We start from the raw sequence: 15,475 nt of genomic DNA on the forward strand, positions 1-15,475 counted from the left end.
CTTTTCAGCCGGAGGACCCGGTTGAACGGCGCGGAGCGGAGGGAGAGGTCCCTCCGCTCCGGCCTGTGCGATGGAAGGAGCGCTATGGAAGAGATCTTTGCCCGCCGGAAGGCCCGGCTGATGGAGCTGCGGGCCCGGCGGAAGGGGGAGGACGGCGAGCCCAAAAGGCTGGCGGCCCGGCCTGTGTTCGATAAGTGCCCCAGCTGCGGGGCGGTGGTGCCCAAGACGGAACTGTCCCACAGCCTGTATGTCTGTACGAAGTGCGGATACCACCACACCATCGGGGCCTACCTGCGGCTGGCCATGCTGCTGGACTCCAAGAGCTTCCGGGAGCTGGACCAGGACCTGGTGGCCCCCAATGTGCTGGGTTTCCCCGGATATGAGGAGAAGCTGGAGCGCCAGCGGGATAAGACTGGCCTGATGGAGGCGGTGGTCACCGCCCGGGGCCGGGTGGAGGGCCGCAGCGTGGCCGCCGCCGCCCTGGACAGCCGCTTCTTTATGGGCAGCATGGGAGCGGCCGTGGGGGAGAAGGTGACACGCTGCGTGGAATATGCCCAGCGGAACAGGCTGCCCCTCATCATTTTCTCCGCCAGCGGCGGGGCCCGGATGCAGGAGGGGATCCTCTCCCTGATGCAGATGGCCAAGACCTCCGCCGCCATCCAGCGCTTCCGGGAGGCGGGCGGGCTGTACATCTCCTTTCTGACCCACCCCACCACCGGCGGGGTCACCGCTTCCTTCGCCTCCCTGGGGGACATCACCCTGGCGGAGCCGGGGGCCCTCATCGGCTTTGCCGGCCCTCGGGTCATCGAGCAGACCATCGGACAGACTCTGCCGGAGGGGTTCCAGCGCTCGGAGTACCTGGAGGAGCACGGCTTTGTAGACCGGATCGTCCCCCGGGGCGAGATGCGGGCCACCATCTCCAAACTGCTGCGCCTGCACGAGAAAGGAGGGACGTTCCGTGGCTGAGATCCTGACCGCAGCCCAGCGGGTGGTGCTGGCCCGGCATATTGCCCGGCCCGGGACGGCGGACTTTATTGCTGCCCTGTTTACCGACTTTTTTGAGCAGAAAGGGGACCGGCAGAACCGGGAGGACCCCAGCATCCTGGGGGGCATCGCCCTCTACAAGGGGCACCCTGTGACGGTGATCGGACACCGGAAGGGCAAGACTCTGGAGGAAAATGTGGCCTACAACTTCGGTATGCCGGGGCCGGAGGGATACCGCAAGGCCCAGAGGCTGATGGACCAGGCGGAGAAATTCAAGCGCCCGGTCATCACCTTTGTGGACACGCCGGGGGCTTATCCGGGGCTGGAGGCCGAGGCCCGGGGGCAGGGCGAGGCCATCGCCTCCACCATCGCCCGGATGAGCTGCCTCACCGTCCCGGTGGTCACTGTGGTCATCGGCGAGGGGGGCAGCGGCGGCGCGCTGGCGCTGGCCGTGGCCAACCGGGTGCTGATGCTGGAGAACGCGGTGTACTCCATCCTCTCCCCCGAGGGGTTCGCCTCCATCCTGTGGAAGGACGCCGGCCGCAGCGGGGAGGCGGCGGAACTGATGCGCATGACTGCCGCCGACCTGCTGGAGCTGGGGGTGGCGGATGAGGTGATCCCCGAGCCGGAGGGCGGGGCCCACAGTGACCCCCAGGAGGTGTTTGAGGCGGTGGACCGCAGCCTGTCCGCCGCCCTGGCCCGGGTGGTCAAAGAGGGCAGCTTTGCCGCCCGCCGGCAGGAGAAATTTCGCAGAATGGGGAGCGCCGCCCCCTGGAAGGAGAATCCATGAACGGACTGAGCATTTTGGGCACTGGCCGCTGCCTGCCCGACCATATCGTGACCAACGACGACCTGGCCCGGCGGGTGGAGACCAGCAACGACTGGATCGTCAGCCGCACCGGCATCCGGGAGCGGCGCTTCGCCCAGGGGGAGACCCTGACCCAACTGGCCGTAGCCGCCGCCCGGCGGGCCATGGAGCGGGCGGGGGTCGGCCCCCAGGACATCGGTCTGTGCCTGATGGCCACTGTCACGCCGGACTGGATCACCCCCTCCCAGGCGTGCCTGCTCCACCAGGAGCTGGGCCTGCCGGAGGACTGTCCCGCTTTTGACCTGAGCGCCGGCTGCACCGGCTTCCTCTACGCCATGGAGACCGCGGCGGCCATGCTGCCCCGGATGGCCCGGCCCTGCGCTCTGCTGGTGGGCGGCGAGCTGCTCAGCCGCATTACCGATATGGATGACCGCTCCACCTGCATCCTCTTCGGAGACGGAGCGGGTGCCGCAGTGGTCAAAAGCACGGAGGGGGCCCCCTGGCACGCCCTGCTGGGCACCCGGGGCAACCGGGAGGCCCTGTGGGCGGCGGGCCCGGGCAACCACCCGGCCTACCTCCACATGAACGGCCAGGAAGTCTTTCAATTTGCCCTCAAGACTGTCCCGGAGCTGGCCCGGTCCCTGCTGGACAAGGCCGGGATGGACAGGGACCAGATCGACTGGTATGTGCTCCACCAGGCCAACCACCGCATCCTGGAGGGGGTGGCTAAGCGGATGAAGGTCCCCATGGAGCGGTTCTATGAGAACATCGGCCGGTACGGCAACACCTCGGCCGCCACCATCCCCATTGCGCTGGACGAGATGGCGGAGCAGGAGCTGCTGCGGCCGGGACAGTGGATCATGTGCCTGGGCTTCGGCGCCGGGCTGACCTGGGGCGGAGCAATGTTCCGGTGGTGAGGAGCGCCGGGCGCTCTTTCCGCTGGGGACGTGGGGATGACAAACAAACTGCCTCGAGGGGCGGATGCGGGAGGAAACCATGAAATTGAATGAGCTTTTGGGGACGGAGTTCCCCTTTATCCAGGGCGGCATGGCCAACATTGCCACCGGTGAATTTGCCGCCGCCGTCTCCAACGCTGGGGCCCTGGGCCTGATCGGCGCGGGCGGCATGACACCGGACAGCCTGCGGGAGAACATCCGCCGGTGCCGAGAACTGACCGACAGGCCCTTCGGCGTCAATGTGATGCTGATGCACCCCCAGGTGGAAGAGATGGTCCGGGTGGTGGCGGAGGAGCGGGTGATGGTGGTCACCACCGGCGCGGGCAACCCCGGCGCCTATATCCCTGTCTGGAAGGAGTACGGCGCCAAAGTGCTCCCCGTGGTCCCCGCGGTGGCGGTGGCTAAGGTGGCAGAGCGGGCCGGCGCAGACGCGGTCATCGCCGAGGGCACCGAGTCCGGCGGACACGTGGGTGAGCTGACCACCATGGCCTTGGTTCCCCAGGTGTGCGACGCCGTGGATCTGCCCGTAGTGGCCGCCGGCGGCATCGCCGACGGCCGGCAGCTGCTGGCCGCCTATGCCCTGGGGGCCTGCGGCGCCCAAGTGGGCACCTGCCTGCTGGTCAGCCAGGAGTGCCCCATTCATGAAAACTATAAGCAGGCCATCCTGAAGGCCAAGGACAGCGGCACCATCGTCACCGGCCGGATCGCCGGCACCCCGGTACGCATCCTGAAGAATCAGATGGCCCGCACCTATGTCTCCAAAGAGCGGGCCGGCGCCACCATGATGGAGCTCGAGCAGTACACCCTGGGCAGCCTGCGCCGGGCTGTCTTTGACGGGGACACCAAAACGGGAAGCCTGATGGCCGGACAGGTGGCCGGGATGCTCCACGAGATCAAGCCCCTGCGGCAGATCTTCGAGGAGCTCTCCGCGGGCTGCGACCGCCGCCTGGCGGAGTTGAGAGGATAAGAATGGAAATACGAGGACATCACCTCTCCATTCCCGTTCTCCAGGGCGGCATGGGGGTGGGCGTCTCCCTGGGCGGCCTGGCGGGCGCGGTGGCCGCCTGCGGCGGCATGGGCACCATCAGCACCGCGGACGCGGGCTATCAGGAGCCGGACTTCCCCACCGACCCCGCCGGTGCCAACCTGCGGGCCCTGCGCCGGGAGATCGGCAGAGCGAAGGAGCTGGCCCGGGGGGCTGGGATGGTGGCGGTCAATGCCATGGTGGCCACCCGGCAGTTTGCCGATGCGGTCCGCACCGCAGTGGCCGCCGGGGTGGACGCGGTAGTCTGCGGTGCGGGCCTGCCCCTGGAGCTGCCCGCGCTGACCCAGGGGAAGACAGCCATCGCCCCCATCGTGTCCAGCCCCCGGGCAGCCCGGCTGCTCCTTAAGACCTGGGACAGAAAGTACCAGACCACCGCCGACTTCCTGGTGCTGGAGGGGAGCAGGGCGGGGGGGCACCTGGGCTTTGGGGAGGAGGCACTGAAGGAGGGGACTTGTCCCTCCTTGGAGGACCTGCTCCCCGGTGTGCTGGCGGAGACGGCCCCCTACGCGGAAAAATACGGGCACCCCATCCCGGTCTTTCCCGCAGGCGGGATCTGGAGCGGGGCGGACATGGCCCGGCTCACCCGGCTGGGGGCGGCGGGGGTCCAGCTGGCCACCCGCTTCATCGCCACCTGGGAGTGCGACGCCTCCCAGGGCTATAAGGACGTGCTGCTGGAGGCCCGGGAGGAGGACCTGGCCATCATCCACAGCCCGGTGGGGATGCCGGGGCGCGCGGTGCGCACCCCGCTGATCCGCCGGCTGGAGGCGGGGGAACGGCTGGTGCCCCAGTGGTGCGCCCAGTGTATGCAGGGCTGCCGGCCCTCGGAGATCCCCTTCTGTATTACCCACGCGCTGATCCAGGCGGTGAAGGGCAACCGGGAGGAGGGGCTGTTTTTCAGCGGGGCCAGCGTGGGCCTGCTTGACCGGATGTGCTCCGTCCGGGAGCTGATGGAGGAGCTGACAAGAGAATGGAGGGCATTGGCATGAAATTGGCCTTTTTATATGCGGGGCAGGGCACCCAGCACCCGGGAATGGGGCAGGACCTGTACGAGACTTATCCCGCCTTCCGGCAGGTGCTGGACAGCGCCCAGCTGGACTTTGACCTGAAAGAGCTGTGCTTCGAGGGACCGGAGGAGAAACTGTCCCAGACCCAGTACACCCAGCCCTGCATGGTGGCCTTTGCCGCCGGGGTGACGGCGGTGCTGCGGGAGAAGGGGATCATCCCGGAGGTGGCCGCCGGCCTGAGCCTGGGCGAGTACTCCGCCCTCCAGGCCGCCGGGGTGTTCGACTCCAAGACGGCGGTGGAGCTGGTTGCCTTCCGAGGGAAAGCCATGGCCCAGGCGGTGCAGGACCGGCCCTGCGGCATGGCCGCGGTGCTGATGCTGGGCCGGGAGCAGCTGGCGGAGTGCTGCCGTCAGGCCGGGGAGGCCGGTGTGGTGGAGATCGCCAACTACAACTGCCCCACCCAGCTGGTCATCGCCGGGGACGCCGCCGCCGTGGAGAAGGCGGGTGAGCTGGCCCTCCAGGCGGGGGCCAAGCGGGTGGTGCCGCTGAAGGTGAGCGGCCCCTTCCACACCTCCCTGATGGCGCCCGCGGGGGAGGCTTTGGCGGAAAAGTTCCGCAGCGTCGCCTTTGGGGAGATGAGCTTCCCGGTGCTGTTCAACTGCAAGGGCGGTCCCATGGAGGCGGGAGAGACCATCCCGGAGCTGCTGGTGCGCCAGGTTCAGAGCAGCGTCTATCTGGAGGACACCATCCGCGCCATGGCGGGGATGGGCGTGGACACCATCGTGGAGATCGGGCCGGGCAAGGCTCTGTCCGCATTTGTGAAAAAGACGGAAAAGGGCATCAAGACCTACGCGGTGGAGACGGTGGAGGACATCGAGAAGCTGTGTGAGGCGCTGAAAGGAGAGCAGGCATGAGCTTGAAGGGAAAAGTGGCCCTGGTCACCGGCGGGAGCCGGGGGATCGGCCGGGCGGTCTGTCTGGAGCTGGCCCGCCAGGGGGCGGACGTGGCGGTGAACTACGCCGGGAACGAGGCTGCGGCCCAGGAGACGGCCCAGGCGTGCCGGGAGCTGGGCGTGCGGGCAGTGGTCCTCCGGGCCGATGTGGCTGACGCTGCGGCCTGCGACGCAATGGTGGCTCAGGTGCTGGAGCAGCTGGGCCGGCTGGACATCCTGGTGAACAACGCAGGCATCACCCGGGACGGCCTGATGCTGCGGATGCCCGAGGCAGACTGGGACGCGGTGCTGGACACCAACCTAAAGGGGGCCTTCCACTGTATGCGGGCCGCCTATAAGACCATGATGCGCCAGAAGAGCGGCCGGGTAGTCAACATCAGCAGCGTAGTGGGCCTGCGGGGCAACGCCGGCCAGACCAACTACTCCGCCAGCAAGGCGGGTCTCATTGGTCTGTCCAAGTCCCTGGCCAAGGAGCTGGCCACCCGGAACGTCACCGTCAACGTGGTGGCCCCTGGCTTTATCACCACCGATATGACCGATGCCCTGCCGGAGGGGGCGCGGGAGGCCCTGCTGTCCACTATCCCCATGAAGCGGCTGGGCGCGGCGGAGGACGTGGCCCGGGCGGTGGCCTTCTTTGCTGGCGAGGGCGCCGGCTATGTCACGGGCCAGGTGCTGTGCGTGGACGGAGGAATGGCGGTTTGAGCCGCAGAAAGGAAACTGCTATGGAAAAAAGACGAGTAGTTATCACCGGCCTGGGCGCGGTCACCCCCCTGGGCCATACCGCCCGGGAAACCTGGGAGGCGGCCAAAGCGGGTGTGTGCGGTATCGCCCCCATCACCCTCTATGACCACTCCGCCCAGAAGGTGTCCCTGGCCGGCGAGGTGAAGGAGTTCGACCCCTCCGGCGTGCTGGAGAAGAAGGAGATCCGGCGGATGGACCGCTTCGCCCAGTTTGCCGTGACGGCGGCCGCGGAGGCCATGGCCCACAGCGGCCTGGACCTGGAGCGGGAGGACAGGGCCCGGATCGGCGTCGCCCTGTCCAGCGGCATCGGCGGCATCGGCACCCTCCAGACCTCCTGCGAGACTGGGCAGAGCCGGGGCTTTGACCGGGTCTCCCCCTTCTTCATCCCCATGGTGATCACCAACCTGGCGGCCGGCCATATCGCCATCCGCTTCGGACTGCACGGCATGTGCATCTGCCCGGTGGCGGCCTGCGCCGGCGGCGCCAATGCGGTGGGTGACGCTTTCCGCCACATCCGGGACGGCTACGCCGAGGTGATGGTGGCCGGCGGAGCCGAGGCCTCCATCACGCCCCTGGCCATGGGCGGATTCACCTCCATGAGCGCCCTGACCGACGCCTCCGATCCCAGCCGTGCCTCCATCCCCTTTGACAAGGAGCGCAGCGGCTTCGTCATGGGCGAGGGGGCCGCGGTGCTGATCCTGGAGGAGCTGGAGCACGCCAGGGCCCGAGGGGCCCAGATCCTGGGCGAGATCACCGGCTACGGCGCCACCTGCGACGCCTACCACATCACCGCCCCCGACCCGGAGGGCGCCTGGAGCGCCGCCTGCATGGAGCAGGCCCTGGCCGATGCCGGCCTGGCCCCGGAGGCGGTGGACTACATCAACGCCCACGGAACCTCCACCCCCCTCAACGACAGCGGGGAGACCGCCGCCATCCGCCGGGTGTTCGGCGCCCACGCGGACCGGCTGATGGTCAGCTCCACTAAGTCCATGACCGGCCACCTGCTGGGAGCCAGCGGCGCGGTGGAGGCTGCCCTGTGTGTGTTGGCCCTGAAGGATGGGTTTGTCCCCGCCACTATCAACTATCAGGTCCCGGACCCGGCCTGTGACCTGGACATCGTGCCCAACGAGGGCCGGGAGGCGGACATCCGCTGCGCCATATCCAATTCTCTGGGCTTCGGCGGGCACAACGCCTGCCTGGTGTTCCAGAAGTGGGAGGGCTGAGACATGGAGCTTGACGCCAATCAGATCCAGGAGATCCTGCCCCACCGCCCGCCCTTTCTGCTGGTGGACCGCATCACCGGCGGAGAGCCCGGCGTCTGGGCCCAGGGCATCAAATGCGTCACTGTGAACGAGCCCTTCTTCGCGGGCCACTTTCCGGGGTATCACGTGATGCCCGGAGTGCTCATTATGGAAGCGCTGGCCCAGGTGGGGGCTGTGGCTATCCTGTCCCTGCCGGAGAACAAGGGGAAGCTGGCCTTCTTCGGGGGGATCAAGAACGCCCGGTTCAAGCGCCAGGTGGTGCCCGGAGACGTGCTGGAGCTGCGCTGTGAGCTGACCCGCCAGGTGGGCAGCGTGGGCTTCGGCAAGGCGGAGGCCCGGGTGAACGGCAAGCTGGCGGCCCAGGGAGAATTGACCTTCGCTGTTGCACAGCCGGGCGATCCCTGATAAAATGGACTCCAGCAGAGAAAACAGGGGAAAAGAGGAGGGGTCCATCTTGCTGGAGAAGGATTTTAATGAGGTGTACACCAAATTCAAGCTGCATTTTTACCGGGCAGTGTTCGGGCGTTTCAAGCGGCGGGAGGCCACGCTGACCACGGTGGAGACCTTCTGCATGGAGATCATCCTGGCCCTGGGGGAGCCCACGGTGAACGAGTTTTCTAATTTCGTGGGCATCTCTCCCCCCAACGCGGCCTACAAGATCAACAGCCTGGTCCAGAAGGGGTATGTAGAAAAGCGGCAGTCCCAGGAGGATAAGCGGGAGTACCACCTGGTGGCGACCCAGAAGTATCTGGATTATTACAACATCAGCTATCATTATCTCAACACTGTCATGAGCCGTATCCGGGCCCGCTTTTCCCCGGAGGACGTGGCCAAGCTGGAGGGGATGCTGGAGATCATCTCCCGGGAGCTGATGCCCGAGATCCCCCTGGGGGACCAGATCCATCAAGCAGAACAGGCATAAAAAACCCGGCGATCACAGGATCGCCGGGTTTTTATCCATATAAAACTCGATCAGTCAGTGACGTAGGGCAGCAGGGCGACCTGACGGGCGCGCTTGATGGCCTCAGTCAGCTGGCGCTGATGCATGGCGCAGGTGCCGGTGGTGCGGCGGGGCAGGATCTTGGCCCGCTCGGAGATATAACGGCGCAGCTTGGCGGCGTCCTTATAGTCGATGCACTCCACCTTGTCCACGCAGAAGGCGCAGACCTTGCGGCGCTTGCGGCCGCGAGGGCCCCGGTTATCACGATCCATAGGCATGAGAGAAACCTCCTTTTCAGACCATATCGGTCAAAGTATCACGGGTGTCCCCTCTCAGAAGGGCAGCTCCCCGTCGTCATCAGAAAGCTCGGCAAACTGGTCGCCCATGTCGGGGGCGCCGAAGCCGGAGGGGGCGGGAGAACGCCCGCCGGAAGGGGCGGAATAGCCCCCGCTGTACGGGCCGGCGGATTCCGCGTCCCGCTTGGAGTCACCGAAATAGACGTTATCGGCAACCACCTCGGCACTGCGGCGCTTGTTGCCGTCCTTGTCCGTCCAGTCGCGGATCTGGAGGCGGCCCTCCACCACGGCCATGCGGCCCTTGGTGAAGTAGCGGCTGACAAACTCGCCGGTCTGCCGCCAGGCAACCACATCAATGAAATCGGTGGTGCGGTCGCCGGTGGCCTTGTCCTTAAAGTCCCGGTCCACTGCCAGAGAGAAGGAGGCCACAGCCGTCCCGGTCTGGGTGTGCCGGAGCTCGGGGTCACGGGTCAGACGACCCATGAGGATGATCTTGTTGAGCATATGCCCGCCTCCCTCACTGGTCCTTGCAGACGATCAGGGAACGCATCACGCTGTCGTTGATCCGGAACAGACGGTCCAGCTCGTGGGGAATGGCGGCGGCGGCATTGAAAGTCATCAGGACGTAGTAGCCCTCGTTCAGGTCGTTGATGGGATAAGCCAGACGGCGCTTGCCCCACTGATCGATCTCAGAGACGGTCCCGTTGGCCTCCACCACACCCTTGAACTTCTCCACCAGAGCGGTGATCTCCTCCTCGCCCAGGGCGGGGTCCAGGATGTAGAGCGCCTCGTAGTTCGCGTTGATTTTTGCCATAGTTCTTGCACCTCCTTATGGACATATGGCCCCCGGAAGACCCGGGAGCAAGGATATCTCCTGTCTCATCAGAAAGACAGGCTTAATTATTATATAGGAAATCCCCGGGATGTCAAGAGAAAATCCCGGGGATCTGGCAAAAATTTTATTTCAGAGGCAGGAAAAACACCTGGGCGGGACTCAGTAGCGGCGGACTACCGCCACCACCTTGCCCAGGATCTCGGCCCGGTCGCCGTCGATAGGGGTATAGTCGTCGTTGGCCGGCATGAGCCACACATGGCCGTCCTTCCGGCGATAGGTCTTGACGGTGGCCTCATCCTCAAACAGGGCCACCACGATCTCACCGCTGTGGACTTCCTGCTGGCGGTGGACCACCACTAAGTCCCCGGGCAGGATGCCGGCGTCCAGCATAGATTCCCCCCGCACCCGCAGGGCGAAGTGCTCCCCGGACAGGCCCTGGGTATCAAAGGTGAGGTAGTCCTCAATGCACTCCTCCGCCAGGATGGGGGAGCCGGCAGCCACACTGCCCACCACCGGGATCTGATCGGCGTGGGGGTCCTGCTCCTCCGCTACCGGCCGGCCGGTGCCGGACAGGGTGATGGCCCGGGTCTTGCCCTCTGCCTTGATGATGACGCCAGCCTCCTCCAGCCCCTTCAGATGGAAATGGACGGTGGAGGGGGACTTGAGACCCACAGCCGCGCCGATCTCACGGACAGAAGGGGGATAGCCATGTTCCGCGGAAAAGGTCTGGATGTAGTCGTAGATCTTCTGCTGCTTCGCAGTGAGTTTCTCCATGGTCTGACTCCTTTCCACAGATGGGCGTCGTCGGTTTATTTAATAAAAGCATAGCACAGGAAAGCAAAAAAGTCAAACTAATGTTCCAAATAAGCTTTCTGAAAATGAAATAAATGGAGGATGGGGAGCGGTGGGGCCTGTATCCCGTGCAGGGCCGATGGGGGCACTACGCCCTACACGGGGACGCAGCCTCCGCAGAGGGGAGGGCCGGTCCATTTATGAACAATTTTTGAAACATACAGGGCTCCCCTTGACTTTTTATGGCAGAATGCTAAAATAATCAGCATGTTAATTATTAAGCCGTTAATGATTGAAAAATATTCCGTAAGGGGGCGGAGATATGTCCAGTCTGAACATGGATCTGGGTGTGTTGGAACACCAGATGCATCAGGCGCATCGGAATGCGGTGCAGGCGGAATTGAGCGCGGCGGGACTGCAGGAAGTGGGCCATCCCCTTCTGCTGTGCATCCTGCGCAGCGCGGGGGAGCGCTGCCCGGACGGGCAGGCCCAGAGGGAGCTGGCGGAGTTGCTGAACATTTCGCCGCCCGCAGTGGCAGCATCCCTGAAATCCCTGGAGAAAAAGGGGTATATTCACCGGGAGCCGGAGCCTGGGGACGCCCGGAGGAACCGGGTGCGGCTGACCGCCAAGGGGGAGAAGGCGGTGGACGACTGCTTCGCCTGCCTGCAGCGGGTGACCCGCAGAATGTTCACCGGCTTTACCACCGAGGAGCAGGCAGTGATGCGGGGCTTCTATCTGCGGATGCTGGAGAACCTCCAGGCTCCCCTGGCCGGCGTGCGGGCTTCTCCCCTTGCCTGAGGGCGGGAACGATGAAGCGGCGGGCGCGCGGCTGGATTTCTCGTCATTTTGACCATAAGCTTCTTAAAAAACCAAGAAAGGAAGATGATCGATTTGCTTCAGTTGTTTCTGACCCACCTGCAGGGCTACAAGCGGCAGGCGGTCTGGTCTCCCATCCTCATCGTGGTGGAGGTCATCTGTGAGCTGCTGCTGCCCCTGGTCATGGCAGAGATCGTGGATACAGCCATCCCAGCCGGCGACGAGACTTACATTTTTCAGCTGGGTGCGGTGATGCTGGTGCTGGCGGGCGTGGCCATGCTGTGCGGTGTGCTGGCGGCCAAGTATTCTGCCTTTGCCAGTCAGGGCTTTGGCGCCAATCTGCGCCAGTGCCTCTTCGACAAGGTGCAGGAGTTCTCCTTTGCGGACATTGACCGTTTCTCCTCCGCCTCCCTCATCACCCGTATGACCAACGATGTCAATGCCATGACCATGATGCTGGCCATGGGTCTGCGGATGCTGGTACGGGCTCCAGTGATGCTGGTGGCCGCCCTGTGTATCAGCTTCTATCTGAACGCCAGGCTGGCATTGGTGCTGGTGGTGGTCATTCCTCTGATGGTGCTGGTGATCGGCATTCTGATGAAGGTGTGCACCAAGCTCTTTGAGACTATGCAGACCAAGATCGACAACCTGAACAATACGCTCCAGGAGAATCTGGTGGCCATCCGAGTGGTGAAGGCCTTTGTCCGGGAGGGCTACGAGCGCATCAAGTTCAAGAAGTCCAACGATGAGCTGATGGACGCCGCTCTGGCGGTGGGCCTGCGGATCATTGCGATCATGCCGGTGATGATGCTGGCCCTCAACGGGGCCACAGTGGCGGTGCTCTACTTCGGCGGAGGCATGGTCATGGGGGGCACCTTTGAACTGGGCGACCTCCAGGCCTTCATCAACTACATCGTGCAGATCCTCATGAGCGTGATGATGGTGGCCATGTCCCTGCTCCAGCTCTCCCGGGCTCAGGCCTGCGCCCACCGCATCAAGGAGGTGCTGGAGACAGAGCCCTCTGTGGAGAACAAGCCGGAGGGGGAGATCTGCCGGGCGGCCCTCCCCGGGGAGGCGGCGGACGGAACGGACCACGTCCTGCCCGCCCCCAGGGGCGAGGTGGAGTTCCGGGACGTCTCCTTCAAATATGTGGCCTCGGGCAGCGGGGACGACGTGCTCTCCCACATCAGCTTCCATGTAAGGCCGGGGCAGTTCGTGGCCATCGTGGGCGGGACCGGCACGGGCAAATCCACTCTGGTCAACCTGATCCCCCGGTTCTACGATGTCACCGGCGGCCAGGTGTTGCTGGACGGGGTGGATGTGCGGGACTACCCCCTGGAGGAGCTCCGGGGCCGCATCGGCATGGTGCTCCAGACCAACATCCTCTTTTCCGGCACCATTCGGGAGAACCTGCTGTGGGGCAACCCGGAGGCCACAGAGGAGGAGATGATCCAGGCGGCCAAGGACGCCCAGGCCTATGACTTCATCATGTCGTTCCCCGACGGCTTCGACACCAGCCTGTCCCAGGGCGGCGTCAACGTGTCTGGCGGCCAGAAGCAGCGACTGTGCATCGCCCGGGCCATGCTCCGCAAGCCGGCGGTGCTCATCCTGGACGACTCCACCTCTGCCGTGGACTCAGCCACAGAGGCGGCCATTCGGGAGTCCTTCGCCGCCAACCTGAAGGAAACCACTGTCATCATCATTGCCCAGCGCATCTCCTCGGTGCAGTACGCCGATGAGATCCTCATTCTGGAGGATGACCACATTGCGGCCCGGGGCACCCATGAGGAGCTGCTGGCTACCAGTCCCATCTATCAGGAGATCTATCAGTCTCAGCAGGAAGGAGTTGGTGAATAATGCCGGGACCCAATCGCGCCCCCCGGGGGGGCTATCAGAAGCCCAAGGATCTGGGCAAGACCATATCCAGGCTGCTGGGTTATCTCACCCGCAGCAAGCTGCCCCTGATGGCCGTGTTCGGATGCCTGCTGATCTCGGTGTTCACCAACATCGGCGGCTCCTACATGATGCGGGGCATCATCAACGACTTCATCTGGTCGGGCTGCACCGACTTCGCCGGCCTGGGCCGGGCCATCCTGGTCCTGGTAGGCATCTACCTCATCGGCTGCGCGGCCACCTACGGACAGTCCGCCGTCATGGTGCGGCTGGCCCAGCGGGGGATCAACCGGCTGCGCAAGGACCTGTTCGACAAATTGCAGGACCTGCCGCTTTCCTACTTTGACAAGCACCCCCACGGCGAGTTGATGAGCCGCTTCACCAACGACGCGGACAACGTGCAGCTGGCCCTGGAGCAGAGCGTGGTCTCCATGTGCTCCAGCTGCCTGATGTTCGTGGGCCTGGTGGCCATGATGCTTTTCATCAACTGGAAGCTGTTCCTGGTCACCGCCCTGGTGCTGGCGCTCACCATGGTGCTGTTCAACAAGCTGGGCGGGCGCAGCCGCCGCTTCTATCAGAAGCAGCAGGCAGCCCTGGGCGACGTGAACGGCGACATCCAGGAGATCATCGAGGGGCTGAAGGTGGTCAAGGCCTTCACCCACGAGGAGCAGGCCAAGGATCAGTTCCGCAAGCTCAATGAGACCTACCGGGACGCGGCACAGAAGGCCAACTTCTACTCCACCATGATTATGCCCGTGTCGGGCAACCTGATGAACATCAGCTACGCCCTCACCGCCGCATTCGGCGGACTGCTGTCTGTCATCCAGGGCTTTGACCTGGGCGGCCTGGTGGTCTATCTCAACTACTCCAAGCAGGTGGGCCAGCCCCTGAACCAGATCTCCCAGCAGATGACCACCCTCCTCTCCGCCCTGGCGGGCGCCGAGCGGATCTTTGAGGTGATGGACACCCAGCCCGAGGTGGACGAGGGGACCGTCACCCTGGTGGGGGCGGAGAAGGACGCCAACGGCACCCTGTCCGTCTTTGACGGCGCAGGCCGGCCCCGTGTCTGGGCCTGGAAGACTCCAAGGACCGCGGCCATGGCGCTGGTCCCCGTGCTGGTGGGAGCAAAGGATGCCCTCACCGAGCTGGGCCAGGCGGAGCGGACCGAGAGCGGCGGCCTGAAGCTGCTGCCTCCCAGCGTGGACTCCTCCCAGGGCATCTGGGTGGAGGTGGCTTCTGACGGCAGGCTCACCGAAGTGACCGACCTGGCCGCCCTGGCCGGCCACGGCTGGGCCTGGAAGTACCAGGACCACACGGGCAAGCCCTCCCTCCACCTGATCCGGGGCACCGTGCGCAACGTGCCCGGGGAGGACTACTACCTCACCGAGCTGAAGGGGGCCGTCCGGCTCAGCCATGTGGACTTCTCCTATGTGCCCGGCAAACGCATCCTGAAAGATGTGACCGTCTACGCCAACCCGGGCCAGAAGATCGCCTTCGTAGGCTCCACCGGCGCGGGCAAGACCACCATCACCAACCTGATCAACCGCTTCTATGAGATCGAGGGAGGACTCATCACCTATGACGGCATCGATGTGAAGGCCATCCGCAAGGACGACCTGCGCCGCTCCCTGGGGGCGGTGCTCCAGGACACCCACCTGTTCACCGGCACCATCATGGACAACATCCGCTACGGACGGCTGGATGCCACTGACGAGGAGTGCGTCGCCGCCGCTAAGAGCGCCAACGCCCACTCCTTCATCCGCCGCCTGCCGGACGGCTACCAGACCATGGTCACCGGGGACGGGGCGAACCTGTCCCAGGGCCAGCGCCAGCTGCTGGCCATTGCCCGGGCGGCCGTGGCCGATCCCCCGGTGATGATCCTGGACGAGGCCACCTCCTCCATCGACACCCGCACTGAACGGCACATCGAGCAGGGGATGGATGCCCTGATGGAGGGCCGCACCGTCTTTGTCATCGCCCACCGCCTGTCCACGGTCCGCAACTCCAACTGCATCGTGGTCATCGAGCATGGCGAGATCCAGGAGAAGGGCGATCACCAGGAGCTGCTGGACCAGAAGGGACGCTACTATCAACTCTACACCGGTCAGTTCCAGCTGTCCTGACCCCCGGACGTGGGCGGAAGGCACCGG

At 65.0% G+C, this 15,475-nt stretch carries 17 protein-coding genes; 13 read left to right on the forward strand and 4 right to left on the reverse strand.

The genetic code is table 11. From position 1 onward, the window contains the following. The first annotated feature begins 84 nt into the window (after positions 1-84). The 10 genes from accD (at position 85) to L9O85_RS01070 (ending at position 8,674) form a co-directional block, all read left to right on the forward strand. The gene (gene accD, locus L9O85_RS01025) at positions 85-966 is read left to right on the forward strand and encodes an acetyl-CoA carboxylase, carboxyltransferase subunit beta (RefSeq protein WP_050622967.1); all 882 of its coding nucleotides are present in this window, start codon (positions 85-87) and stop codon (positions 964-966) included. After that, complete coding sequence (locus L9O85_RS01030) at positions 959-1,774, forward strand: acetyl-CoA carboxylase carboxyltransferase subunit alpha (RefSeq protein ID WP_050622966.1); 816 nt, start codon at positions 959-961, stop codon at positions 1,772-1,774. Before accD ends, L9O85_RS01030 begins: the two co-directional genes overlap by 8 nt. Next, positions 1,771-2,709 carry a beta-ketoacyl-ACP synthase III gene (locus L9O85_RS01035; RefSeq protein WP_050622965.1) on the forward strand — a complete coding sequence of 313 codons (939 nt, stop codon included), beginning with the start codon at positions 1,771-1,773 and terminating at the stop codon, positions 2,707-2,709. Before L9O85_RS01030 ends, L9O85_RS01035 begins: the two co-directional genes overlap by 4 nt. 79 nt (positions 2,710-2,788) lie before the next feature. Beyond that, the gene (locus L9O85_RS01040) at positions 2,789-3,715 is read left to right on the forward strand and encodes a nitronate monooxygenase (protein WP_050622964.1); all 927 of its coding nucleotides are present in this window, start codon (positions 2,789-2,791) and stop codon (positions 3,713-3,715) included. Between the two features lie 2 nt (positions 3,716-3,717). Further along, entirely contained in the window at positions 3,718-4,779 is a 1,062-nt protein-coding gene (locus L9O85_RS01045) for an NAD(P)H-dependent flavin oxidoreductase (RefSeq protein WP_301579242.1), read from the forward strand. Further along, entirely contained in the window at positions 4,776-5,711 is a 936-nt protein-coding gene (fabD, locus tag L9O85_RS01050; RefSeq protein WP_108981527.1) for an ACP S-malonyltransferase, read from the forward strand. The genes L9O85_RS01045 and fabD overlap by 4 nt, the downstream gene beginning before the upstream one ends. Then, a complete protein-coding gene (fabG, locus tag L9O85_RS01055) occupies positions 5,708-6,451 on the forward strand; it encodes a 3-oxoacyl-[acyl-carrier-protein] reductase (RefSeq protein ID WP_108980043.1) in 744 nt (247 codons plus the stop codon). Before fabD ends, fabG begins: the two co-directional genes overlap by 4 nt. A 20-nt stretch (positions 6,452-6,471) precedes the next feature. Continuing rightward, positions 6,472-7,713 carry a beta-ketoacyl-ACP synthase II gene (gene fabF, locus L9O85_RS01060; RefSeq protein ID WP_050622961.1) on the forward strand — a complete coding sequence of 414 codons (1,242 nt, stop codon included), beginning with the start codon at positions 6,472-6,474 and terminating at the stop codon, positions 7,711-7,713. A 3-nt stretch (positions 7,714-7,716) separates the two neighbouring features. Beyond that, entirely contained in the window at positions 7,717-8,157 is a 441-nt protein-coding gene (gene fabZ / locus L9O85_RS01065) for a 3-hydroxyacyl-ACP dehydratase FabZ (RefSeq protein ID WP_050622960.1), read from the forward strand. A gap of 49 nt (positions 8,158-8,206) precedes the next feature. Then, positions 8,207-8,674: a MarR family winged helix-turn-helix transcriptional regulator gene (locus tag L9O85_RS01070; protein WP_050622959.1), complete on the forward strand. Its 468-nt coding sequence runs from the start codon at positions 8,207-8,209 to the stop codon at positions 8,672-8,674. Between the two features lie 50 nt (positions 8,675-8,724). Here the strand turns inward: L9O85_RS01070 and rpsR are convergent, their stop codons facing one another. The 4 genes from rpsR to lexA all read right to left on the reverse strand — a co-directional run bounded on the left by rpsR (position 8,725) and on the right by lexA (position 10,597). Continuing rightward, positions 8,725-8,970, reverse strand: a complete 246-nt coding sequence (gene rpsR, locus L9O85_RS01075; protein ID WP_050622958.1) for a 30S ribosomal protein S18 — start codon at positions 8,968-8,970, stop codon at positions 8,725-8,727. Positions 8,971-9,024: 54 nt separating this feature from the next. Beyond that, on the reverse strand, positions 9,025-9,492 hold the full coding sequence (locus tag L9O85_RS01080; protein ID WP_050622957.1) for a single-stranded DNA-binding protein: 468 nt from the start codon (positions 9,490-9,492) through the stop codon (positions 9,025-9,027). A gap of 13 nt (positions 9,493-9,505) precedes the next feature. Continuing rightward, on the reverse strand, positions 9,506-9,802 hold the full coding sequence (rpsF, locus tag L9O85_RS01085; RefSeq protein ID WP_050622956.1) for a 30S ribosomal protein S6: 297 nt from the start codon (positions 9,800-9,802) through the stop codon (positions 9,506-9,508). Between the two features lie 180 nt (positions 9,803-9,982). Further along, positions 9,983-10,597 (reverse strand): transcriptional repressor LexA, encoded by a 615-nt coding sequence (gene lexA, locus L9O85_RS01090; RefSeq protein ID WP_108980041.1) that lies wholly within the window; start codon positions 10,595-10,597, stop codon positions 9,983-9,985. Positions 10,598-10,937: 340 nt separating this feature from the next. On the opposite strand from lexA, the gene L9O85_RS01095 reads away from it, so the two are divergent. From L9O85_RS01095 to L9O85_RS01105, 3 genes are all read left to right on the forward strand, one after another. Further along, positions 10,938-11,414, forward strand: coding sequence for a MarR family winged helix-turn-helix transcriptional regulator (locus tag L9O85_RS01095; protein WP_050622954.1), 477 nt, complete (start codon positions 10,938-10,940; stop codon positions 11,412-11,414). A gap of 84 nt (positions 11,415-11,498) precedes the next feature. Next, on the forward strand, positions 11,499-13,289 hold the full coding sequence (locus L9O85_RS01100) for an ABC transporter ATP-binding protein (protein ID WP_301579248.1): 1,791 nt from the start codon (positions 11,499-11,501) through the stop codon (positions 13,287-13,289). Next, complete coding sequence (locus L9O85_RS01105) at positions 13,289-15,448, forward strand: ABC transporter ATP-binding protein (protein ID WP_301579249.1); 2,160 nt, start codon at positions 13,289-13,291, stop codon at positions 15,446-15,448. The genes L9O85_RS01100 and L9O85_RS01105 overlap by 1 nt, the downstream gene beginning before the upstream one ends. Positions 15,449-15,475 lie beyond the last annotated feature (27 nt).

It is taken from the genome of Lawsonibacter asaccharolyticus (assembly GCF_022453915.1).
Classification (GTDB): domain Bacteria; phylum Bacillota; class Clostridia; order Oscillospirales; family Oscillospiraceae; genus Lawsonibacter; species Lawsonibacter asaccharolyticus.

Bases quoted from the DNA above. Each gene is read 5' to 3' on its own strand.
- accD (WP_050622967.1), top strand. From the start codon at position 85: ATGGAAGAGATCTTTGCCCGCCGGAAGGCCCGGCTGATGGAGCTGCGG.
- L9O85_RS01035 (WP_050622965.1), top strand. From the start codon at position 1,771: ATGAACGGACTGAGCATTTTGGGCACTGGCCGCTGCCTGCCCGACCAT.
- L9O85_RS01040 (WP_050622964.1), top strand. From the start codon at position 2,789: ATGAAATTGAATGAGCTTTTGGGGACGGAGTTCCCCTTTATCCAGGGC.
- L9O85_RS01045 (WP_301579242.1), top strand. From the start codon at position 3,718: ATGGAAATACGAGGACATCACCTCTCCATTCCCGTTCTCCAGGGCGGC.
- fabD (WP_108981527.1), top strand. From the start codon at position 4,776: ATGAAATTGGCCTTTTTATATGCGGGGCAGGGCACCCAGCACCCGGGA.
- fabG (WP_108980043.1), top strand. From the start codon at position 5,708: ATGAGCTTGAAGGGAAAAGTGGCCCTGGTCACCGGCGGGAGCCGGGGG.
- fabF (WP_050622961.1), top strand. From the start codon at position 6,472: ATGGAAAAAAGACGAGTAGTTATCACCGGCCTGGGCGCGGTCACCCCC.
- fabZ (WP_050622960.1), top strand. From the start codon at position 7,717: ATGGAGCTTGACGCCAATCAGATCCAGGAGATCCTGCCCCACCGCCCG.
- rpsR (WP_050622958.1), bottom strand. From the start codon at position 8,970: ATGCCTATGGATCGTGATAACCGGGGCCCTCGCGGCCGCAAGCGCCGC.
- L9O85_RS01080 (WP_050622957.1), bottom strand. From the start codon at position 9,492: ATGCTCAACAAGATCATCCTCATGGGTCGTCTGACCCGTGACCCCGAG.
- rpsF (WP_050622956.1), bottom strand. From the start codon at position 9,802: ATGGCAAAAATCAACGCGAACTACGAGGCGCTCTACATCCTGGACCCC.
- lexA (WP_108980041.1), bottom strand. From the start codon at position 10,597: ATGGAGAAACTCACTGCGAAGCAGCAGAAGATCTACGACTACATCCAG.
- L9O85_RS01095 (WP_050622954.1), top strand. From the start codon at position 10,938: ATGTCCAGTCTGAACATGGATCTGGGTGTGTTGGAACACCAGATGCAT.
- L9O85_RS01100 (WP_301579248.1), top strand. From the start codon at position 11,499: ATGATCGATTTGCTTCAGTTGTTTCTGACCCACCTGCAGGGCTACAAG.
- L9O85_RS01105 (WP_301579249.1), top strand. From the start codon at position 13,289: ATGCCGGGACCCAATCGCGCCCCCCGGGGGGGCTATCAGAAGCCCAAG.